The 22,140-nt window shown below is 68.9% G+C and carries 17 protein-coding genes; 5 read left to right on the top strand and 12 right to left on the bottom strand.

From position 1 onward, the window contains the following. The 3 genes from LMJ29_RS06900 to LMJ29_RS06890 form a co-directional block, all read left to right on the top strand. Nucleotides 1-763 (top strand): L-serine ammonia-lyase (locus LMJ29_RS06900; protein ID WP_229604771.1); only part of this gene is annotated, 763 nt, incomplete at its 5' end. 370 nt (nt 764-1,133) lie between these two features. Next, nucleotides 1,134-2,249 carry a choline metabolism transcriptional regulator GbdR gene (gene gbdR, locus LMJ29_RS06895; RefSeq protein WP_229604770.1) on the top strand — a complete coding sequence of 372 codons (1,116 nt, stop codon included), beginning with the start codon at nt 1,134-1,136 and terminating at the stop codon, nt 2,247-2,249. Nucleotides 2,250-2,323: 74 nt separating this feature from the next. Beyond that, a complete protein-coding gene (locus tag LMJ29_RS06890; RefSeq protein ID WP_229604769.1) occupies nt 2,324-2,860 on the top strand; it encodes a SixA phosphatase family protein in 537 nt (178 codons plus the stop codon). Between the two features lie 15 nt (nt 2,861-2,875). On the opposite strand, the gene LMJ29_RS06885 is transcribed toward LMJ29_RS06890, so the two are convergent. Beyond that, nucleotides 2,876-3,487 (bottom strand): eCIS core domain-containing protein, encoded by a 612-nt coding sequence (locus tag LMJ29_RS06885; RefSeq protein WP_229604768.1) that lies wholly within the window; start codon nt 3,485-3,487, stop codon nt 2,876-2,878. Nucleotides 3,488-3,685: 198 nt separating this feature from the next. On the opposite strand from LMJ29_RS06885, the gene LMJ29_RS06880 reads away from it, so the two are divergent. Together LMJ29_RS06880 and LMJ29_RS06875 are read left to right on the top strand one after the other, a co-directional pair. Next, the gene (locus LMJ29_RS06880) at nt 3,686-5,395 is read left to right on the top strand and encodes a sensor domain-containing diguanylate cyclase (protein WP_229604767.1); all 1,710 of its coding nucleotides are present in this window, start codon (nt 3,686-3,688) and stop codon (nt 5,393-5,395) included. Nucleotides 5,396-5,613: 218 nt separating this feature from the next. Continuing rightward, nucleotides 5,614-6,522: a glycoside hydrolase family 75 protein gene (locus tag LMJ29_RS06875; RefSeq protein WP_229604766.1), complete on the top strand. Its 909-nt coding sequence runs from the start codon at nt 5,614-5,616 to the stop codon at nt 6,520-6,522. Nucleotides 6,523-6,572: 50 nt separating this feature from the next. Here LMJ29_RS06875 and LMJ29_RS06870 read toward each other — a convergent pair whose 3' ends face one another. The 11 genes from LMJ29_RS06870 to etfA form a co-directional block, all read right to left on the bottom strand. Further along, complete coding sequence (locus tag LMJ29_RS06870; protein ID WP_229604765.1) at nt 6,573-10,973, bottom strand: response regulator; 4,401 nt, start codon at nt 10,971-10,973, stop codon at nt 6,573-6,575. 39 nt (nt 10,974-11,012) lie between these two features. Next, complete coding sequence (locus LMJ29_RS06865) at nt 11,013-12,170, bottom strand: response regulator (protein ID WP_229604764.1); 1,158 nt, start codon at nt 12,168-12,170, stop codon at nt 11,013-11,015. Between the two features lie 345 nt (nt 12,171-12,515). After that, nucleotides 12,516-14,144, bottom strand: a complete 1,629-nt coding sequence (locus tag LMJ29_RS06860; RefSeq protein ID WP_264758779.1) for a BCCT family transporter — start codon at nt 14,142-14,144, stop codon at nt 12,516-12,518. A gap of 323 nt (nt 14,145-14,467) precedes the next feature. Beyond that, entirely contained in the window at nt 14,468-14,719 is a 252-nt protein-coding gene (locus tag LMJ29_RS06855) for a hypothetical protein (protein WP_229604762.1), read from the bottom strand. A gap of 36 nt (nt 14,720-14,755) precedes the next feature. After that, nucleotides 14,756-15,472: an ABC transporter ATP-binding protein gene (locus LMJ29_RS06850; protein WP_229604761.1), complete on the bottom strand. Its 717-nt coding sequence runs from the start codon at nt 15,470-15,472 to the stop codon at nt 14,756-14,758. Next, nucleotides 15,469-16,341 carry an ABC transporter ATP-binding protein gene (locus LMJ29_RS06845; RefSeq protein ID WP_229604760.1) on the bottom strand — a complete coding sequence of 291 codons (873 nt, stop codon included), beginning with the start codon at nt 16,339-16,341 and terminating at the stop codon, nt 15,469-15,471. The genes LMJ29_RS06850 and LMJ29_RS06845 overlap by 4 nt, the downstream gene beginning before the upstream one ends. After that, on the bottom strand, nt 16,338-17,630 hold the full coding sequence (gene livM / locus LMJ29_RS06840) for a high-affinity branched-chain amino acid ABC transporter permease LivM (RefSeq protein ID WP_229604759.1): 1,293 nt from the start codon (nt 17,628-17,630) through the stop codon (nt 16,338-16,340). Before livM ends, LMJ29_RS06845 begins: the two co-directional genes overlap by 4 nt. A gap of 2 nt (nt 17,631-17,632) precedes the next feature. Next, nucleotides 17,633-18,547: an ABC transporter permease subunit gene (locus LMJ29_RS06835; RefSeq protein ID WP_229604758.1), complete on the bottom strand. Its 915-nt coding sequence runs from the start codon at nt 18,545-18,547 to the stop codon at nt 17,633-17,635. A 155-nt stretch (nt 18,548-18,702) separates the two neighbouring features. Further along, nucleotides 18,703-19,824 (bottom strand): branched-chain amino acid ABC transporter substrate-binding protein, encoded by a 1,122-nt coding sequence (locus LMJ29_RS06830; protein ID WP_229604757.1) that lies wholly within the window; start codon nt 19,822-19,824, stop codon nt 18,703-18,705. 311 nt (nt 19,825-20,135) lie between these two features. Beyond that, a complete protein-coding gene (gene etfB, locus LMJ29_RS06825; protein ID WP_229604756.1) occupies nt 20,136-20,915 on the bottom strand; it encodes an electron transfer flavoprotein subunit beta in 780 nt (259 codons plus the stop codon). Then, nucleotides 20,905-22,131, bottom strand: a complete 1,227-nt coding sequence (gene etfA / locus LMJ29_RS06820) for an electron transfer flavoprotein subunit alpha (protein ID WP_229604755.1) — start codon at nt 22,129-22,131, stop codon at nt 20,905-20,907. Before etfA ends, etfB begins: the two co-directional genes overlap by 11 nt. Nucleotides 22,132-22,140 lie beyond the last annotated feature (9 nt).

Here is a 22,140-nt window from a genome sequence, read left to right as displayed (position 1 = left end):
GGAGATCCGCAGCGGCCTGATGCGCCTGTGGCAGGCCATGCGCGACTGCGTGGACAACGGCCTCAGGCACGAGGGCATCCTGCCCGGCGGGCTCAACGTGCAGCGCCGCGCGGCCAAGCTGCACCGCAGCCTGCAGCAGCTGAGCAAGCCCAACGTGATCGGCTCGACCCTGAGCGGCATGGAGTGGGTCAACCTGTTCGCCCTGGCGGTCAACGAGGAGAACGCCGCCGGCGGGCGCATGGTCACCGCGCCCACCAACGGTGCGGCGGGGATCATCCCGGCGGTGCTGCACTACTACGTGCGCTTCAGCCCGGCGGTGAGCGAGGCCGACGTGGTCGACTACCTGCTGGCCGCCGCGGCGGTGGGCATCCTGTGCAAGAAGAACGCCTCGATCTCCGGCGCCGAGGTCGGCTGCCAGGGCGAGGTGGGCTCGGCCTGCGCGATGGCCGCGGCGGGGCTGGCCGAGGTCTTGGGCGCCAGTCCCGCGCAGCTGGAGAACGCCGCCGAGATCGCCCTGGAGCACAACCTGGGGCTGACCTGCGATCCGGTCGGCGGCCTGGTGCAGGTGCCGTGCATCGAGCGCAACGCGATCGCCGCGGTGAAGGCGATCAACGCGGCGCAGATGGCGCTGCGCGGCGACGGCGAGCACTTCATCTCGCTGGACCGGGTGATCCGCACCATGCGCGACACCGGTGCCGACATGCACGACAAGTACAAGGAGACCTCGCGCGGGGGCCTGGCGGTCAGCGCCATCGAGTGCTGAGCGCTGTTGGCACCGGCCGGCCGCTTGGTGCACCGGCCTGGTGCGCGCGGCCGGCGGCGGATGCCGCGGTCGGCCGCGACACCGCAGCGGAGTGGCAGAGGGCCAGCCTGTTACGGCCGGCCGGCAGCGGCGTCACAGGGTGACAGCGGCTGCTACGTAAATGCCCAGGCCAGCAGCCACGCGGGCTGCAGGGCCACAAGGCCCCTGTCGCCGGGCCTTATGAATGGCGACGATGTTTTTTGATTGAACGTTCAGTCAATTTAGGCACGGACCTTGCTTCCTGTCTAAGATCATCCGGGACGTTACCTGGAGACGCACAACAAAGGCCCCCTTCGAGGGTTCCACGACGCTTAGCGTGAGGGTTCAACCGATGTCGTCGCATTTCGCCCCCGGGGCCCGTCCCCCGATTTCCGCACCCCAGACTTCCGTCCCGCAGTCCATCGGCTTCCTGCTGCTGGACAACTTCACCCTGATTTCCCTGGCCTCGGCCGTCGAACCCCTGCGCATGGCCAACCATCTGTCCGGCAAGGAGCTGTACCGCTGGCACACCCTGACCCGCGACGGCCGTCCGGTCAGCGCCAGCGACGGCCTGCAGATCACCCCGGACGCCGCGCTCGACAGCGCGCCGCAGCTGCACGCGGTGATCGTCTGCGGCGGCATCGACATCCAGCGCGCCGTCACCCGCGAGCACGTGGTCTGGCTGCAGGCGCAGGCGCGCATGGGCCGCCACATGGGCGCGGTGTGTACCGGCAGCTGGGCGCTGGCCAAGGCCGGCCTGCTCGACGGCTACGACTGCAGCGTGCACTGGGAATGTCTGGCCTCGATGCAGGAAGCCTTCCCGCGCGCCGGCGTCAGCACCCGCCTGTTCTCCATCGACCGCAACCGCAACACCAGCTCCGGCGGCACCGCACCGCTGGACATGATGCTGCACCTGATCGCCCGCGAGCACGGCCGCGAACTGGCCGCGGCGATCTCCGAGATGTTCATCTACGAGCGCATCCGCAACGAGCAGGACCACCAGCGCGTGCCGCTCAAGCACATGCTCGGCACCAACCAGCCCAAGCTGCAGGAAATCGTCGCGCTGATGGAGGCCAACCTGGAGGAGCCGATCGACCTCGACGAGCTGTCCTGCTACGTCGACGTGTCGCGCCGCCAGCTCGAGCGCCTGTTCCAGAAGTACCTGCACTGCTCGCCGTCGCGCTACTACCTCAAGCTGCGCCTGATCCGCGCTCGCCAGCTGCTCAAGCAAACCACCATGCCCATCATCGAGGTCGCCTCGGTGTGCGGCTTCGTCTCCACGCCGCACTTCTCCAAGTGCTACCGCGAATACTTCGGCATCCCGCCGAGCAACGAGCGCGCGGGCCAGCAAGGCGCCAGCGTGGTTGCCCTGCTGCCGATCCCCGGCGAGGTATCGCCCAATGCCCTGTCGGTCACCGCACTGAGCCGCGCCCAGGGCGAGTCGACTTTCGCCAGCGTGCGGGTGTAGAAACACCCGCCGCGTGGCGCGGCCGGCGCCGCTGGGCCATGCTGAAGGTCTGATACCCCCTGTGGGAGAGGGCCGTGAAGACGCTGATTGTGGTGCGCCACGCCAAGTCGAGCTGGGACGAAACCCGGCTGCCCGACCGCGACCGGCTGCTGGCCGAAAGTGGCGAGCGCGAACTGGTCAAGATGGGCAAGCGCCTGGCCGGGCGCGAGCTGCATCCCGACCTGATCATCAGCAGCCCGGCACTGCGCGCGCTGGCCACCGCCGTGGGGTTGGCCCGGGCCATCGGCTACCGGCGCAAGGACATCCTGTTCGACGAGCGCCTGTACGCTTGCCGGGTGGAGGACATGCTCGCCGTGCTGGCCGAGGAGGGCGAGGGGTACAAGCGGGTCATGCTGGTCGGCCACAACCCCGAGCTGCTCGAACTGGTCCAGCACTTCTGTCCCGACATCGAGCACCTGCCGACCTGCGCGGTCGCCGAGCTGCGCTTCGACTGCAAGTCATGGGACGGGCTCGGCAAGCTGACGCCCGAAAAGCTCCGTCTCGACTATCCGAAGAAGAGCACGAAGGGCAAAAAGGACAAGAAAGACAAGAAAACCAAGAAAGACAAGTAAAGACCCGGCGCCCGCTCAGTGAGCGTCGCCGCTCTGGGTCACCGGCAACTTGAGGCTGCGCGCCACCTCGCGCTGGATCGCATACGCCGGCGCCTCGATGGCCTGGTAGTCGCGGCTGTAGCGCGCGGCAAAGCCCTCCACTCCCCACTGCTGGTACTGCTCGACGTGCTTGAGCTCGTGCGCCCAGAGCGCGACGTTGTCCTCGGCGTCCTGGGCGTTCCTGAACACGATCAGGTCCACCAGGGTCACCGCATTCACGTCAGGATTCTGCAGCACGGCGTTCGCCGCGCTCAGCTCGCGGCCGTCGTCGACCTTGTAGCGCACCGTTTCCAGCACCCGCCAGTCGTACCAGGCTTCCAGCTGGACGCGGATGTGCAGGGGGATCGGCCGTACGCTCGCCGCGGGCACCGAGGCGCGCGTCTGGGTGATCCAGGTCGCCAGGCCGCCGGCCGCCATCTTGCCCACGTCCTCGTAGAGCGTGCCCAGTTCGCCGCCGACGGCCGGGGCGCAGAAGCAGCTGCCCAGGCAGACTTCCTGCTCGCCGACGGGGCAGGTGGCGGCGGATGCCGTGCCGGCGGCGAACAGCAGTGCGGCGCGGCAGAACAGGCGAACGAGAACGGCTGACAAGAAGGTCTCCTCGGGTGGTTGGCGGGCGCCACTGTGGTGGGCGCATCGCCGGTTGTCCAACGCCCGATTGGACCGCGGCGCCTGCCGTTGGTTGCCGTCCGCCGCCGGGGGCGAGCCGTGTTTCACTGGCTAGTCGGCAAGGCCGTTATAGACTGTTGTTATTGCCCCAGGTTCTTGTCGAGTCCCCAGGATATGCAGATGTCCGCTGAAGCTGACCAGCGTTTCGACCTTCTGGCGCGCCTCGCCCAGCACCACTTCGGCGTCGCCCAGGCGCTGATCACCCGTATCGCCGACGGCCAGCGCAGCATCCTCGCCGTCGCCGGGCTGGCGCCGGGCGAAGCGCCGGCCGAGCTGGACGCGCTCGAGCGCGACGGCCACGACGGCGAGATCGTCCTGCTGGCCGACACCCGCGCCGACGGCCAGCCGGCCATCCGCTTCTACGCCGGCTGCCCGCTGCGCGCCGCCGACGGCAGCCGGCTCGGCACCCTGTGCCTGCTCGACGACCGGCCGCGCGAGCTGGACGATGGCCAGCGCCGCTTCCTCCTCGATCTGGCCGGCATGGCCGCCGCGCTCGCCGGTGCGCGCCGCGAGGCCGAGCTGCGCGCCGAGATCGAGGCGCTGCGCGCCAGCGAGCGGCAGATGGCGCTGGCCATCGCCGGCAGCGGCACCGGCATCTGGGATCGCAACGTCGCCACCGGCGAGATTTTCTATTCCGCCGGCTGGAAGGCGCTGCTCGGCTACGCCGAGGACGAGGTCGGCAACCGCATCGAGGAGAGCTACACGCGCGTCCACCCCGACGACCTGGCCTACGTGCGCGCCACCATCCAGGCGCACTTCGACGGCAAGACCGCGAGCTACGACGTCGAGCACCGCATCCGCTGCAAGGACGGCAGCTACAAGTGGATCTGCAGCCGCGGCAAGGTGGTCAGCCGCGACGCCGCCGGCCGGCCGCTGCGCATGATCGGCACCACCACCGACATCTCGGCGATGCACTCGATGGCCGAGCGCCTGCAGCAGAGCGTCGACCTGGTCACCCACCTGACCGACGAGGTGCCCGGGCTGGTGTTCCAGTATCGCTGCCAGGCGGACGGCGCGGCCTTCTTCACCTACGCCAGCGCCGGCATCCGCGACATCTACGAACTGGAGCCGGAGCAGGTGGCCGAGAGCGACGCGGCCATCCACGCCCTGGTCCACCCCGACGACCTGCCGGCCTACCTCGCCTCGCTGGAAACCGCCGCCGCCGCCATGGTCCCCTGGGAGCTGGAGTACCGCGTGCTGCTGCCGCGCCAGGGCCTGCGCTGGCGCCAGGGCGTCGCCCGGCCGCGCAGCCTGGCCGATGGCAGCACCCTGTGGCACGGCTTCATCACCGACGTCACCGAGCGCAAGCGCATCGAGGCCGAACTGCAGGAGTTCGCCACCACCGACTTCCTCACCCAGTTGCCCAACCGCCGGCACTTCATGAGCCAGATCGAAGGCGAGCTGGCGCGCATCCAGCGCGGTGGCGGCAGCGGCGGCGCCGCGGTGCTGATGTGCGACCTCGACCACTTCAAGGCGATCAACGACCAGTGGGGCCATGCCGTCGGCGACCTCGCCCTCAAGCACTTCGCCGCCATCCTGCGCGAACAGCTGCGCAAGAGCGACCTCGCCGGCCGCGTCGGCGGCGAGGAGTTCGCCGTGCTGCTGCCGGACACCGGCCTCGACGATGCCAGCGCCTTCGCCCGGCGCCTCCAGTACCACCTCGCCGAACGACCGCTGGCGCACGATGGCGCGGGCATCGCCCTGAGCATCAGCGTCGGCATCGCCGCGCTGAACGCCACCGACGCCAGCGTCGATGCGGCGCTGTCGCGCAGCGACATGGCGCTGTATCGGGCGAAGAGCGCCGGGCGCAACCGCATCGAGTGGGGGTGAGGGGGAGGGCGGCAGGCGGATGGCAGGAGTTTTTCAGCTGGGTGGCAGCGCTCGGCGTGCGTGAACTCTGCCAGCCAGCAATCCTTCCTGACGTGCAACGGCGCTGAAGCGGGTTGGTTGGCGCACCGCGCCGCAGCTCTGTCAGAAACAGGCCTGAATCAGGAGGACTCGCGGTGTATCCATCCGGTCTATTGCGCGTCGGGGCTCTGAGCCTGGCGATGGCACTCCCCGTAGAGACGTTTGCCGGCGCCTGCGGTTTCGAGAGGGTTTTCCAGCAGCCGGACGAACATGGCTCCCGGAGCGTACAGGTTTACCAGGGCGCTCCCGTCCCGGCGCTTGGCAGCATACGACCGCTGCTGTTCATCACCTCGCTCAAGGTCAACACCGACGGTACCAAGATTTCCTACCATCAGATCGACGTGACCGGCAGGCGCTGCAGCACTGATCCCGGAGCCGGGCCCTGTGCGATCAACAATATCCGCAATGCCTTTGTTGACCCGGGACGACCGGAGGCGGACTTCGAAGCGGTACGCGACGCGGGCTATCCGCTCCCGCGGACTTGGCAGGTGCTCGATGCGGACATCATCGAAAAGAACGCCGCCACCGGGAAACCCTGTCTTTCCGCTGACGGTTATCTGGTATCGATGACCGCCGATGTCGCGGTGGCGGGAGGTTTCAATCGGCAAGGCGACTGCGATCAGTCGAAGTGGATCGATGCCTTGGCGGTACCTGCCCTGGTGGTTCCCGGGAACAGCCGCTTCCAGTCGCTTGGCGTGGTCAAGCGCAGCACGGTCGTCGCTTTTTCACCGAGCGCCAGCAAGCGCGTCGTGCCTGGAATTGTCGGCGACTCCGGCCCGAGCGATGAGCTGGGCGAAGCGAGCGTCGCCATGAACCGCATGCTCAACGGTCTGCCGGAGACCGATATACCCAAGCACCGGCAGGATGCGATCAACCGCTTCCAGGCTGGACGCACCGCGATTCTGATCCTTCCGGGCTCGGCCAACGTGCTGGCGCGGCCGATCACCGCGCAGCGCGTCGCAGTGGGTGGTAACGATGCACTCGCCCGGTTCGGCGGTGCCGACAAGCTATACGGCTGCATCAAGGATGAAGTTGATCCAGCCTTTTGAGTTGCGCGAGAAGACACGGGCGGTCAGCCAACGAGAACGGCGCTAGCGGCTCAGCCGGGCACGCCCTCCTGGAGAAGCGCCAGGGCCTGATCGAAGTCGAAACGTTCGACCTGATGGGCGACCAGCGCCAGACGCTCGGCGAGTTGCCGTTCGAGCGAGCACGCCCGTAGCGCGTGGAGCACGTCGGCGGCCGCGGTATCGCTCTCGGCCAGCAGGCGCTTGAGGGTATCCAGCTGCCCTTGCAGCTGCGGCAGGGACTGCACATCCGCCTCGGCGGGCGGCGGGCTCTCCTCGCCAAGGCCGGCCAGAGCCGCCAGTACCGGCGCCAGACAGCGCTCGACCTCGTTGACCCGGGACGTCACCTCATCGCCGGCCGCGCCGCTCTGGCAGGCCTGCTCCAGGGTGCCGGCGGCCTGCGCGACCGCCTTCGCGCCGATGTTGCCCGCGGCGCCGCGCAGGCTGTGGGCCAGGCGCGTGGCGGCGCTGGGGTCGGGATCGGCGAGCGCCGTCTGGAACTGCCGGGCGAAGCCGCTGTGGGCGGCGTGGAACTTGCCCAACAGGCGCCGGTAGAGATCGCGCTTGCCCATGCAGGTGGCCAGCCCGGCGGCCAGGTCGATGCCCGCCAGACGCTCCGGCAGCGGATCGGCTGCCGCCGGGGCGCCGGCCTGCGGCGCCATGCCCGGCCGCCCGCTGCGCGGTTTGATCCAGCGGGCCAGGGTGGCGAACATGTCCTCCACGTTCAGCGGCTTGGAGATATGGTCGTTCATGCCGCAGGCCAGCGCCTTCTCGCGATCGCCGGCCATGGCGTTGGCGGTCATGGCGATCACCGGCAGCTGGGCGAAACGCGGCTCTTGGCGAATCCTGCCGGTGGCGGTGTAGCCGTCCATCACCGGCATCTGGCAGTCCATCAGCACACCGTCGAAGTCGGCATCGCGCGCCAGCAGATCGAGCGCCTGCTGGCCATCGTTGGCCAGCCCCAGCTCGATACCCGCCTCCTGCAGCAGCTCGCAGGCCAGCTCGCGGTTGAGCTCGTTGTCCTCCACCAGCAGCAGGCGCGCGCCGCGCAGGCTGGCCATGTCGCTGGCGCTTTGCCCGCTGCGCTCGCTGGCCCGGGTATCGGCCTGCGGCAGGTTGCCGAGCACGCTACCGATGGCCTCCAGCAAGGTGGAGGGCGTCACCGGCTTGGTCAGCACGACCGGCAACGCCACGCCCTGCCGCTCGGTCTCGCCGCGCACCTCCTCGCGACCGAAGGCGGTGACCATGATCACCGACGGGGTGTGCGCCAGCTGGGTGGAGTGCATCCGGCGCACGGTTTCCACGCCGTCCATCTCCGGCATGCGCCAATCCATCAGCACCAGATCGTAGGGCAACGCCTTCTGCTCGGCCTCGACCAGCATGCGCAGGGCGGCGCTACCGTTATCCACCGCGTCCACCTCGATGCCGAAGCTGCGCGCCATGCCGGAGAGGATCTCGCGCGCCGTGGCGTTGTCGTCCACCACCAGCACGCGGGTGCCGAGCAACTCCTCGGCGGTGTACATGCGGCGCTGCTGGCCTTCCGTCTGCAGACCCAGGCTCACCCTGAAATGGAAGGTCGAGCCGCTGCCCAGCGTGCTTTCCACCCAGATGCGTCCGCCCATCATCTCCACCAGGCGCTTGGAGATCGACAGTCCCAGGCCGGTGCCGCCGTACTTGCGGGTGGTCGAGCTGTCGGCCTGGCTGAACGACTGGAACATGCGCGCGCACTGCTCGGGGGTCATGCCGATGCCGGTATCGCGCACCCAGAAATGCAGCTCGGCGCGACTTTCGTCGCCGCCGACCCGCTCCACGCCGACCACGATCTCGCCGTGCTCGGTGAACTTGGCGGCGTTGTTGCCCAGGTTGATCAGAATCTGGCCCAGGCGCAGCGGATCGCCGATCAGCGCGGTGGGCAGGTCGGCCGAGGTGTTGTAGAGCAGCTCCAGGCCCTTGTCCTCGGCCTTCAGGCCGACCATGTTGGCGAACTCCTCGAGGACGTCTTCCAGGCGAAACGGGATGGACTCCAGATCCATCCGCCCGGCCTCGATCTTGGAGAAGTCGAGGATGTCGTTGATGATCCCCAGGAGGCTCTCCGCCGAGCGATGCACCTTCTCGATGTAGTTGCGCTGGCGCGGGTTGAGCTCGGTGCGCAGCGCCAGGTAGCTCATGCCGATGATGGCGTTCATCGGCGTGCGGATCTCGTGGCTCATGTTGGCGAGGAAGTCGCTCTTGGCCCGGGTCGCCTCCTCGGCCACCGCACGGGCCTCGATCAGCTCGGTGACGTCGATGTTCACGCCGGTGGCGCGCAGCGGCGTCCCGTCGGGGGCGCGGGTGAAGCGGCTCAGCGACCTGAAGGTGCGCACCGCCCCGTCGTTCTGCCGCACGATGCGGAAGTCGACCTCGAAGCGATCGACGCCGCTGGCGACCGCTTCCGCGTAGGCGCTGTCCGCCGCTTCGGCATCGTCGGGATGCAGCAGCGCCTTCCAGTGCGCCATGGTGCCGCCGAAGGCGCCCGGCTCGAGGCCGAACATCTTTTCCAGCTGGGGCGTCCAGTAGTCGTGGCCGGTCACGAAGTCGACGTCGAACAGGCCGATGTCGCCCGCCTCCTGCGCCAGGCTCAGGCGATCGCTGGCCGTGCGCAGCTTGACCTCCATCGCCCGGCGCTCGCTGACGTCGCGGATCGAGGCGCAGACGCAGACGCCGCGTGCCTCCAGGGTCGGCAGGCGGGACAGGCCGATCTCCACGGCGAACTGGCTGCCGTCCTTGCGTACCCCCTGCAGGTCCTCGATCCCGGCGCCCATCTGGCGGGTGCTGCCCTGGGCGATGAAGCCGTTGCGCAGCGCGACGTGGCGGGCGCGCACCTGCTCGGGGATCAGGCGTTCCACCGGCTCGTCGATCAGCTCGCCGGCGGCGTAGCCGAACAGGTGGTCGAGCTGCGGATTGGTCAGCTGGATGCGGCCCTGCGCGTCGACCACCAGCATGCCGTCCGGCGCCGCCTCGATGATGCCGCGGTACCAGGCCTCGGTGGCCCGCAGCGCCGCCTGCTGCGTCTCCAGCGCCTGCGCCTGCTGCTCCAGCTGCACCGCCTGCGCGCCCATTTCGTCGGCCTGGCGGCGGGTCTCCAGCAGCAGGGCCTGGGCCGCCGCGCTGCGCTCCATGATGGCCATGGCGGCGGCCAGCCTGGGCAGCACCTCCTGCAGCAGCAGCGCCTGGTTCTCGTCCAGCGGGCGAAAGCCGGCCAGTTCCAGTACGCCGAGCAGACGATCGCCGCGCAGCACCGGCTGCACCAGCAGGTGACTGGCCGGCGCCTCGCCCAGCTGCGCGCGCACGTGCCAGAACTGCTCCGGCAGGTCGGCGAGCTGACGGGGCTGGCGGTCCAGCGCGCACTGGCCCAGCAATCCTTCGCCCAGCGCGACCGCGCTGGCCGGCGGGTGCTCGCCATCCAGGGCGTAGCTGCCCAGCAGCTGCAGGCGCGAGGCCCCGTCGTAGAGGGCGTACAGCACCCCCTGGCACACCCCCAGCTGCGGCGCGATGCGGCAGAAGAAGGTCTGCGCCAGCTCCTGGGGCGTTTCCGCCTGCTGCAGGTCGAGCTGCACGAGGGCGACCTGGGCCTTGACCCAGCGCTGGCGTTCGAGCTGGCGCGACTCGAGCTGCAGCTTGGCGATGGCGCGCGCCAGGTCGCCGGTCTCGTTGCTCAGGTCGGTATGCGGGATGGGCCTGTCCAGCTGCCCGGCGGCCAACTGGTCGACGGCCCTGCGCACCCGCTCGAGCGGATTGCCGATCGACTGGCTGACCAGCCAGGCCAGCACCAGGGCGAGGGCCAGGCCGCCCAGCAACAGGGCGTAGGTGAGCACGCTGCTGCGCTCGGCGTAGGCGGTGATCTGCGTGACCAGGTCGTGCAGCGCGGCCTGCTTGGTCTGCGCGATGGCCTCCAGCAGCGCGTCGGCCTGGTTGTCGAGGCGCTGGAAATCCGCGCTGTTGAGCAGCAGCTGCGCCTGCGTCTGGCGTCCCTGGTCGGCCAGCAGCAGGGCCTGCGCGCCGCTCTGTCGCAGGCGTTCGATCTGCAGTTCGAGCTCCGCCACCTTGACCAGATTCTCGGCGCGCCAGAGGGTCGGCTTGGCCAGCGCCAGCTCCTCGTGCAGGCGCTGCTGGGCAGCCTCCAGCTGGCGCATGGCGTCGCCACGCACCGCGCTGTTGCTGGCGGCGACGGCGCGCTGCAGCTCCCAGACGATGTGCGGCAGCTGCACGCGCGCCTCGTGCAGGTGCAGGGCGCCGACCAGATCCGTGCTGTACAGATGCTGCAGGTCGCGGCTCAGCTTGGCCTGGGTACGCAGGCTCTGCACGCCGAGCGCCAGCGCCAGGGCGAGCAGCACGACGAACCCCAGAATCAGCTTGCGGCGCAGCGCAAGACGCTCAAGCAGCGCGAGCACTCTCATCGGGCGACTCCTTGTACGGCGTAGCGGGCGGGCCCTGGCTCAGGGCTCTTCGGCGATCCGCTCGAGCGCGGCCAGTTGCCGGGTCATGTCCTTGTCGCTGTCGACGAAGCGCGCGGCAATGTCGCGGAACTGCTCGGCATTGGCCAGGAAGGCGTCGCAGATATCGGGATCGAAATGCGTGCTGCGCCCCTGGCGGATGATCTCCACCGCCTGCTCGTGCGGCATGCCGGGCTTGTACACGCGGCGGCTGATCAGCGCGTCGTAGACGTCCGCCAGCGCCATCAGCCGGGCGCTGATGGGAATGTCGTCGGCGGCCAGTCCCTCCGGATAGCCGCTGCCGTCCCACTTCTCCTGATGGCTGTAGGCGATTTCCTTGGCGAAGCGCAGAAAGTCGACGTCGATCCCCAGCTCGTCCTCGGCATGCTGGATGGCGTCGCGCCCCAGGGTGGTGTGGGTCTTCATGATCTCGAACTCTTCCGGGGTGAAGCGCCCCGGCTTGAGCAGGATGCGGTCGGGGATGCCGACCTTGCCGATGTCGTGCAGCGGCGCCGACTTGAACAGCAGCTTGATCGTCTCCTCGTCGAGGAAGTGGCGAAAGCGCGGGTGCTCGCGCAGCAGCTCGGCCAGCAGGCGCACGTAGTGCTGGGTGCGGCGGATATGGTTGCCGGTTTCGTTGTCGCGGGTCTCGGCCAGCGAGGCCATGGCCAGGATGGTGACGTCCTGGATGGCCGTCACCTCGCGGGTACGCCGCTGCACTTCCTGCTCGAGGAAATCGTTCTGGTCGCGCAGGAAGTCCGCCGCCGCCTTGATCTTGAGCTGGGTCTCGACCCGGGCCAGGACCAGCGGCGGGCTGATCGGCTTGGTGATGTAGTCCACGGCGCCCAGTTCCAGACCATGGATCTCGTCCTCGACGCCCGTCATGGCGGTCAGGAAGATGATCGGCAGGTCGCGGGTGCGCGGATCGAGCTTGAGCTGCTCGGCGACCTGGTAGCCGGACAGGCCCGGCATCATGATGTCGAGCAGGACGAGGTCGGGGAGCGGGTCGCCCTGGAGGATGCGCAGGGCCTTCTCGCCGTTGTTGGCGGCCTTGATGCGATACCGGTCCTTGAGCAGGTCGGTCATCAGCATCAGGTTTTCCGGGGTGTCGTCGACCACCAGGATAGTGGCCGTGGGGCGAACGTCTGGCACGCTGTTCATGGCTACAAGGCCTCCTGCCTGGCAAGGAGAGGCCCCAGCGGTGCCGCTCCGTTGCAGAGAAGCGTAGCCATAAAAACAGGCGATCGCCGGTAGGGCATCAGGAGGCCGGCTGGGGGCGCTGGCGCGGAAAACGCTCGGGCGATGGGGGGCAAGTCGCGCCGCTGCCACGGTGCGGCCGCGGCAACGCAGAGTCGCCCTTGTCACGCCGTAGCGTGGGCTCGAACCACCGGCATCATGGCCGGCGAAAGGGTGCGGGCGGGGCCGGCGGCACCGTTCGCCGAGGGCGCCCCCGGAACTGGGGCGCCTCGACGAGCATGCGGTCGCCGGATAGCTGGATGCGCTCCGTTAGCGGCTCTGCGCCTTGGCGCGCGCGCCGCCGCGTTGCGGGGGCTGCTTGTGTTCCGGGGCGTCGTGGAGCAGCGGCACATGCGGCAGCGAGGACAGCGGCATGCGGTTGCCGCTCCGCGCCGACCGGCGTTCATTGCGCAGCGCCTTCCACAGCGATCCGCACAGGCCCACCATCACCGCCAGGAAGGGCGCGGCGAAGATGATGGCGGCGGTCTGCAGCGCACCCAGGCCGCCCATCACCAGCAGTACCGAGGCGGCCGCGGCGGCCAGGGTGCCCCACAGCATCACCAGCCAGCTCGGCGGATGCAGGTTGCCGCGGGTGCACAGCATGCCCATGACGATGGCGCCCGCGTCGGCCCCGGAGATGAAGAACACGCCGACCAGCACGACGGCGGCGAACGAGGTCAGCGCCGCGGCGGGATACTCGGAGAGCAGCAGGAACAGCGCCACGGCCGGTCCCTGGTCCTTCACGGCCGCGGCGATGCCGCCGGCGCCGGCCAGCTCCGCGTACAGGGCCGAACCGCCCATGATCGCGAACCACACCATGGTCACGCCGCTGGGGATGAAGATGACGCCGACGACGAACTCGCGAATGGTCCGGCCGCGCGAGATACGCGCGATGAAGGTGCCCACGAACGGCGCCCAGGACACCCACCAGGCCCAGTAGAAGATGGTCCAGCCGCCGAGCCACTTGCCGTCCTCGAAGGCCGCGGTGCGGAACGACATCGGGACCAGCTCGCGCAGGTATTCGCCGACCGAGGCGATCAGGGTGTTCATGATGAACACGGTGGGGCCCACCGCCAGCAGGAACAGCAACAGCAGTACCGCGACCACCATGTTGACGTTGCTGAGGAATTGCACCCCCTTGCCCACGCCGGAGATGGCGGAAAGGATGAACAGCACCGACATCACCGCGATGATCGCCAACGCGATGCCGGTCGATTCGCCGGTGTGCCAGAGGAAGTTCAGACCGCTGTTGATCTGCTGCGCGCCCAGGCCGAGCGAGGTGGCGGTGCCGAACAGGGTGGCCAGAACCGCCAGCACGTCGATCGACTTGCCCAGCGGCCCGCGCACGCCGGCCTCGCCGATCAGCGGGGTGAAGGCGCTGGAGATCAGGTTCGGCAGTCCCTTGCGGAACGAGAAGTAGGCGATCGCCAAGCCGACGACGGCGTAGATCGCCCAGGGGTGGAAGGCCCAGTGGAAGTAGGCGTAGCCCATCGCCAGCTGGGCCGCCTGCTTGGTGTTTGGTTCCGCCAGGCCGTAGGGCGGCGTCGCGAAGTGGGTGATCGGTTCGGCCACGCCCCAGAACATGAGCCCGATGCCCATGCCGACGCTGAACATCATGGCGATCCATGACGAGGTGCGGAATTCGGGGACTTCGTCGTCCTTGCCGAGGCGGATGCGGCCGTAGCGGCTGAAGGAGAGGAACAGCGTGAAGCCCAGGAAGAAGACGGTGGAGAGGACGAAGCTCCAGCCGAACCAGTCGATGATGGTGTCCAGTAGCGCCTGCGTTGCCGTCGCCATGGCCTTGGGGGCGAGCGCTCCCCAGGTGACGAACGAGGCTGCAATCACGGCTGCCACCCAGAAAACGACCTTATCGACGGGTGACCCAGGTGTCTTTTGCATACGCCTCCTCAAGTACTCGAATACTTTTCTTCTAGTTAGTTATGGAGCCTGCCGCGGCGGGCGCTAGTCATTACCTCTCAATGGTCGCGCGCCCGGTGAGCGGCGTCTTACGTATGGGCGATGCCGGCAGATCCAAATGCGACCGGGCGGATGCCTGATCGACCGTCCGGTGGATCCTCCCAGTCTGCTCCTCGCAACGACCGCCAGCCAGAGGGGGAGGGCCATCGTCGCCGGGTGCCAGGGCGCAGTTGTCAGGGCACGGCTGCCGGGAGCAGAAACGACAACGGGGCGCCAAGGCGCCCCGTTGTCGTTGTAGCAGAACCTCAATGCACCTGCGCCACCAGCGCCGGCAGCAGCTGCCGGTTGATCGCCTCGCGCACCGCCGGCAGCAGGGTGGCGCTGCCGGCCAGGAGCTCTTCGATCAGCCGGCGCAGGGCCTTGGCGCGGACGTTGTCCAGGCCGCTGACGGCCAGCTCGCAGGCCTGCTGGGCGCTGCTGCCGGGCGGGATGCTCAGGCCCAGCGCCACCAGGCGCTCGCGGAAATCTTCCTGGTCGATCAGGTCGGCGTGCATCATGGTTCGTACCCTCTGTCTCTGTGTTGTGTCGGACGGTCAGTGGCCGCCCAGGTAGGCCTCCCGCACCTGCGGGTCGGCGAGCAGTTCGGCACCGCTGCCGGTCATGCGGATCTGCCCGGTGACCATCACGTAGGCGCGGTCGCTGAGCTTGAGGGCGTGGTGGGCGTTCTGTTCGACGAGGAACAGGGTCATGCCCTCCTGCGCCAGCTCGCGCAGCGTGTGGAAGATCTGCCGCACCACGATCGGCGCCAGGCCCAGCGAGGGTTCGTCGAGCAGCAGCAGCTTCGGCCGGCTCATCAGCGCGCGGGCGATGGCGAGCATCTGCTGCTCGCCGCCGGACATGGTCATGGCGCGCTGGTTGCGCCGCTCCTTGAGGCGCGGGAACAGCTCGAACATGCGCTGCATGTCTTCCGTGGCGTGCTCGGCGCCGACGGCGATGGTGCCCATCAGCAGGTTCTCTTCCACGCTCATGTCCGGGAACACCCGGCGACCTTCCGGCGACTGGGCGATGCCGTTGGCGGCGACGTAGTGGCTCGACCGGTGGGTGATGTCCTGACCCTGGTAGAAGATCTGCCCGGACGCCGCGCGCGGCTGGCCGAAGATCGACATCAACAGGGTCGACTTGCCCGCGCCGTTGGCGCCGATCAGGCTGACCGTCTCGCCCTCGCCGATATGCAGCGACACCTTGTTGAGCGCCTGGATCGGCCCGTAGAACACGTCGACGTCACGGAATTCCAGCAGTGGCGTGCTCATACGGAGTCCTCCGCGTCGCTGCCCAGGTAGGCGGCGATCACCTTCGGGTCGTGCTGGATGTCGGCCGGTCCGCCCTGCGCGATCACGTTGCCGTAGTCGAGAACCACGATGTGGTCGGATATGCCCATCACCATGCCCATGTCGTGTTCGATCAGCAATACGGTGACCCCGTGGGTGTCGCGCAGAGTACGAACGATGTCGCCCAGAGCCTGGGTCTCGGCCGGATTGAGGCCGGCGGCGGGCTCGTCGAGGCAGATGATCTCCGGGCGGGTGCACATGGCGCGGGCGATTTCCAGGCGGCGCTGCTGGCCGTAGGACAGCTCGCCGGCCAGGCGGTTGGGGTAGTCGGCGAGCTGCACCACCTCCAGCCAGTAGAAGGCTTGGTCGATCAGCCGCGCCTCGGCGCGCCGGTAGGCGGGGGTGTTGAACACGCCGGCCAGCAGGTTGCGGTTGGCCTGCATGTGCTGGGCGACCAGGAGGTTCTCCAGCACCGTCATCTCGCGGAACAGACGGATGTTCTGGAAGGTGCGCGCCAGGCCCGCGCGGTTCACCTGGTGGGTGCCGCCGAACATCTTGTACCAGAGCCGCGAGGCGAACTGCGGCGGCTTGACGAAATCGTCGGCGCGGAACGACTCGCCGAGGATCTTGATCACGTCGGTGCTGCGCCCCTGGGCGTTGAGCAGGATGCGCCCGCCGGTGGCGCGGTAGAAGCCGGTCAGGCAGTTGAACACGGTGGTCTTGCCGGCGCCGTTGGGGCCGATCAGCGCGGAGATCGAGCCGCGCTTGATGCTGAAGTTGACGTCGTTGAGCGCCTTGATGCCGCCGAAGTGCATCATCAGGTTGCTGACCGCGAGGATGGTGTCGCTCATCGTACGGCCTCCTCGTGCAGACGACCCGGACGCGGCGAGATGCCGACGCGGTGGACGCGGATCAGCCCGCGCGGGCGCCAGATCATCATCAGCACCATGAGGATGCCGAACAGCAGCACCCGGTAGTCGGCGAAGGTGCGCAAAAGCTCCGGCGCCACGGTGAGCACGAAGGCGGCGAGCACCACGCCCAGGGTCGAGCCCATGCCGCCGAGCACCACGATGGCGAGGATCAGCGCCGACTCGAAGAAGGTGAACGACGATGGGTTGACGAAGCCCTGGTAGGTGGCGAAGAACACCCCGGCCAGGCCCGCGGTGGAGGCGCCGAGCATGAAGGCGGAGAGCTTGACCAGCACGTGGTTGAGGCCCATCGCCCGGCAGGCGATCTCGTCCTCGCGCAGCGCCTCCCAGGCGCGGCCGACCGGCATGCGGGTCAGGCGGTGCTTGACGTACAGCACCAGGGTGACCACGGCGAGCAGCACCAGGTAGATGAAGATGAACTTCATGTTGGCGTCGTAGGGCACGCCGAAGAACTCGTGGTAGGGCGTGCCGCCGTCCTTGGCGCGGCGGGCGAACTCCAGGCCGAAGAAGGTCGGCGCCGGCACCGACATGCCGTTCGGCCCGCCGGTGACCTCCAGCCAGTTGTTGAGGATCAGGCGGATGATCTCGCCGAAGCCCAGGGTGACGATGGCCAGGTAGTCGCCGTGCATGCGCAGCACCGGGAAGCCGAGCAGTGCGCCGGCCACCGCGGCGGCCAGCGCGGCCAGCGGCAGCACCGTCCAGAAGCCGAGGTCGAGGTAGGCGTAGCCCAGCGCCAGGCCGTAGGCGCCGATGGCGTAGAAGGCCACGTAGCCGAGGTCGAGCAGACCGGCGAGGCCGACCACGATGTTGAGGCCCAGGCCCAGCAGCACGTAGATCAGGCCGAGGATCACCACGGTGAGCACGTACTTGTTGGCGAAGAAGGGCAGGGCGAGGCCGACCAGCAGCACCAGCGGAACGATCCAGCGCAGGTGCGAGCGGTAGCCTGGCGGCAGCACGGCGATGCCGCTGTCGGCGCCCTCGCCGCGCTGCTGCCGGCGCGCGCCGGCGGGGCTCTGCTGGTACAGGCTGAGGGCGAAGCGGCCAACCATCACCGCCAGCACCATCCAGGCCACGCGGTCGAAGCGCAGGGTGAAGTCGTAGCCCTGCAGGACCACGCCGACCACCGGGCCGAACACCACCAGGGCGAGCAGGCCGGCGAGCAGGGTATCGCGCAGCAGCGCCTTGGGGTCGAAAGAGGCTTTGGCTTGCATGATCACACCTTGGCTACCTGGGGCCGGCCCAGGAGTCCCTGCGGACGGAAGATCAGGATGGTCACCAGCAGGCCGAAGGCGAACACGTCCTTGTAGTCGGTGTTGACCATGCCGGAGAACTGCGCCTCGGCGATGCCGAGGATGATGCCGCCGAGCATCGCGCCGGGCAGCGAGCCGATGCCGCCGAGCACCGCGGCGGTGAACGCCTTGATGCCGATGACGAAGCCGGCATAGAAATCGAAGGTGCCGTAGTTGAGGGTGATCAGCATGCCGGCCAGCGCCGCCATGGAGGCGCCGATGACGAACACGTAGGCGATCACCCGGTCGGTATTGATGCCGAGGATCTCCGCCATCTTGCGGTCCTGCTGGGTGGCGCGGCACATGCGGCCGAGCTTGGTGCGGTGGATGATGAAGGTCAGCGCCAGCATGCCCAGCAGCGAGACGACGATGATGAACAGCTTGGTGTAGGTGAGCTGCACGTAGTCGTCGCCGATGTGCAGGCGCAGCGCGCCTTCGAGCAGGGTGGGGATGCCCTGCTGGCGGGCGCCCTGGCTGAGCTGCACGTAGTTCTGCAGGATCAGCGACATGCCGATGGCGCTGATCAGCGGCGCCAGGCGCGTGGAGTTGCGCAGCGGCTTGTAGGCGATGCGCTCGATGGTCCAGCCGTACACGCCGGTGATCACGATGCTGAACGCCAGGGTGCCGAGGATCAGCAGCGGGAAGGAGTGCAGGCCGAAGAAGCTCAGCACGGCGATGCCGATGGCCGCCAGGTAGGCGGAGACCATGTACACGTCGCCGTGGGCGAAGTTGATCATGCCGATGATGCCGTAGACCATGGTGTAGCCGATGGCGATCAGGCCATAGACCGAGCCCAGGGTCAGGCCGTTGATGATCTGCTGGAAGAAGATGCCGTCCATAAGGACTCCGGGTCGGAGTGGTGGGGCGGCGCGCCCGGTCGGCGCCGGGGCGTAGCGGGCGTCGCCGTCAGAAGGCCGGCCCGCCGCCTCATGGGCCGCGGGCCGGGGGCGGGCCTGCGCGGGCGGCGGTCAGCCAGCCGCGCAGGCCGCCAGCATCACAGCTGCGTGTACTTGCCGTTGGCGTCCCACTGGTAGAGGACGTAGTCGGAGACCTTGAGGTCGCCCTTGCTGTCGAACTCCTTGGTGCCCATCACCGTCTGTACCGGGTGCGTCTTCAGCCACTCGGCGGCCTTGGCGCCGTCGGTGCTGCCGGCGCCGGTGAAGGCGGCGGCGATGGCCTGCAGGGTGGCATAGGCGTACAGGGTGTAGCCTTCGGGCTCGAAGCCGGCGGCGCGGAACTTCTCGATCACCTCCTTGCCCTCGGGGATCAGCCGCGGGTCGGCGCCGAAGGTCATCAGCACGCCGTCGGTGTACTTGGCGCCGCCGGCGGTGTTGACCAGCTCGTCGGTGACCACGCAGTCGCCGGAGAGGAACTTGGCGGTGACGCCCTGTTCGCGCATCTGGCGTACCAGCGGGCCGGCTTCCGGATGGCAGCCGCCGAAGTAGACCACCTCGGCGCCGCTGGCGCGGATCTTGGTGACCAGCGCGTTGAAGTCCTTCTCGCCGCGGGTCAGGCCCTCGTAGAGCACCTCGGTGACGCCGCGCTTGTGCAGCTGCTCCTTGGTGGCGTCGGCCAGGCCCTGGCCGTAGGTGTCCTTGTCGTGGATCACCGCGACCTTCTTGGCCTTCAACTGGTCGACGATGTAGTCGGCGGCGACCTTGCCCTGCTGGTCGTCGCGGCCGCACATGCGGAACACGGTGCCCAGGCCGCGCTCGGTGACCTGCGGGTTGGTCGAGCCGGGGGTGATGGCGATGATGCCGGCCTCGTCGTACACCTCGGAGGCGGGGATGGTCGATGAGGAGCAGAAGTGGCCGATCACGCCGACCGCCTTGTCCAGGTCGACCAGGCGGTTGGCGGCGGCGACCGCCTGCTTGGGCTCGCAGGCGTCGTCGGCCTTGACCAGCTTGATCGGTTCGCCGTTGATGCCGCCGGCGGCATTGATCGTCTCGGCGGCCATGGTCGCGCCGCGCCAGTACTGGTCGCCGTAGGCGGCGTTGCCGCCGGTCATCGGCCCGGCCACGCCGATCACCACGTCGGCCATCGCTACACCAGACAGACTCGCGGCGCCGGTAATCGCCACGGCCAGAATTCCTTTCTTGAATGCCTTTTGAAACATGGAGTTGTGCTCCCGTTTTGGTGGAATTTGCTGCCTTGTACCCGGCAAGGATCCAGCAAGGGACATGCCAGCGATGCTGGAATTTCCAACGCCTGCCAAATATGAAATCGGCATATCAATAAAAGCAGCTCCGCGCGGGATTCACACGGCGAACGGGAGAGAATGTCGGTTTTGGCAAAAACAACGGCGCGGGAGATTGGCGCGTTTCCGACAGGGTCGTTCGCTACCTTTCTACCCGCGCCGCGTGTCTGCTACTCGCTGGTGCGTCACCTGCCGCCGTGCACCGGCGGCAGGCAGATCCGAGAGTCTGCTCAGCGCAGTACGCCCTCCTCGACGAGCAGCTTGAGGATCGCCTCGGCGCCGGCCTGCGGCGGCAGGTCCTTGAGCACCTGACCGGTGCCGCCGGAGGCCTTGGCAGTGGCCGCCTTCATGCGTTCGGCGCCGGTCTTGGCCTTGATCACCTTGAGGCGCTTGGGCCGCGGGCGCGCCGGTTGCAGCTGGGCTTCGCTCAGCAGGGCGTCGTCGACCACCACCACGTCCTCGGCGCGCAGCTGGCCGCGGCGCGCCGGGCCGAAGGCGCTCTGCCGGGCGACCGGCGCGGCGTTGTCGACGCTGGCCAGAAACGGCAGGCGCACGCGCAGGCGGCGGCGCTGGCCGCGCGGCAGCGCCTGCAGGACCTGGGCGAAGCCGTCCTCGACGCGTTCGACCTCGGCCAGACCCACCACCAGCGGCCAGCCCAGACGCTCGGCCAGCAGATACGGCAGCATGCCCGAACCCTCGCCGGTCTCCGCCTGGCTGCCGGTGAGCACCAGTTGCGCGCCGGCGCCGCTGAGGTAGGCGCCGAGCGCCGGCAGGGCGTCGGCGCCGGCGCCCTGTTCGAGCACCGCCAGTTCGTCGAGGCCCATGCCCAGGTAGGCGCGCAGCGCCTCCGCGTGCGGGTCGCCGGCGTGCACCACCTGCAGCTTGCTGCCGGCCAGGCGCAGGCCCAGCTCGACCGCGCGGGCGTCCTGCTCGGCGCGGCGGGCGCGGCCGGAAGTCGGGTGGGCGCCGACCGAGACCAGCGCCACCACGTTCAGCTCGTTATGCGGCATCGCGGGCACCTCCGTTGCGATAGGCCTCGGCCAGTTCGATCAGCGCCTGGAGAATCGCGCTGGAATCGCCGATCACCGAGAGATCGGCGCGCTTGATCATGTCGCAGCCGGGGTCGAGGTTGATCGCCACCACCTTGTCGCAGGCGCCGATGCCCTGCAGGTGCTGGATCGCCCCGGAAATGCCCACCGCCAGGTAAACCCGCGCGGTGACCCAGGTGCCGGTGGCGCCGACCTGGCGGGCGCGCGGCATGTGGCCGTCGTCGACCGCCACCCGCGAGGCGCCTTCGGTGGCGCCCAGCGCGGCGGCGGCCTTGTGGAACAGCGCCCAGTCCTGCACGCCGTTGCCGCCGGAGAGGATGAACTCGGCCTCGGCCATCGGGATCGCCGCCGGGTCGACGGCCACCGGACCGAGGTCCTCGATGCGCGGCAGGCAGCGCGCCACGCCGTTGTCGAGGCTGACCGCCAGCGCCTGGTGGCGGGTCTCGCTGACCGGCTCGGCGCACTCGGCGCTGGCCAGGATCAGGCGCGGCAACGGCCGGTTGATGTCCTCGCGACCGGCGCCGGCACGGCCGGTGCAACGCTCGCCGGCCACCTGCCAGACACGGGTGGCCGGACGCTCGCGCAGGCTGGCGGCCAGGCGACGGCCCAACTCGCCGCCGCCGCTGCGGCTGTCGGGCAGCAGCCAGTGGCGCGGTACGAACTGGCGCTCCACCGCGGCCAGCGCCTGCAGGCGCTGCTCGGGGGCGTAGCCGGCGTACTCGCTGCCTTCGATCTGCAGCAGGCGGTCGACGCCGGCGGTGTCGAAGGCGGATTCCTTGTGCTCGCCGAACACCACGGCGAGCACCGCGCCGCCACTGCCGGCCAGCTGGCGGGCGAGGCCGAGGAGGTCCTTGTCGTGGCTGGAGAGGCGGCCGCCGACCATGTCCGGCACCACGCAGATGATGTGGCTGGGCTGCTCGACCACATGCAGCGGCAGCTGCACGGCCTCGGCGGCGGCGCGGCGCTGGCCGCTGGCCTGCTGGGCGCCGGAGCGGTCGATGCGCTTGATGCCGTTGGGGCCGATGAAGCCGACCGCGTGCGGGTTCTTGCGCAGCACGCCGTTGGGACCCATCCAGCTGCTCGGGGTGCCCTGCTGCTGCATGGCCGCGTGCAGCGGATGCAGACGGTTGCGGGCGATCCACTCGGCGCGCGGATCGCGGCGGATGATGTCGCTCATGGGTGCACC

Origin of the sequence: Pseudomonas oryzagri, from assembly GCF_020831405.1 — a bacterium.
Lineage (GTDB): Bacteria > Pseudomonadota > Gammaproteobacteria > Pseudomonadales > Pseudomonadaceae > Geopseudomonas > Geopseudomonas oryzagri.
This window is presented reverse-complemented; position numbering and strand designations above follow the sequence as displayed.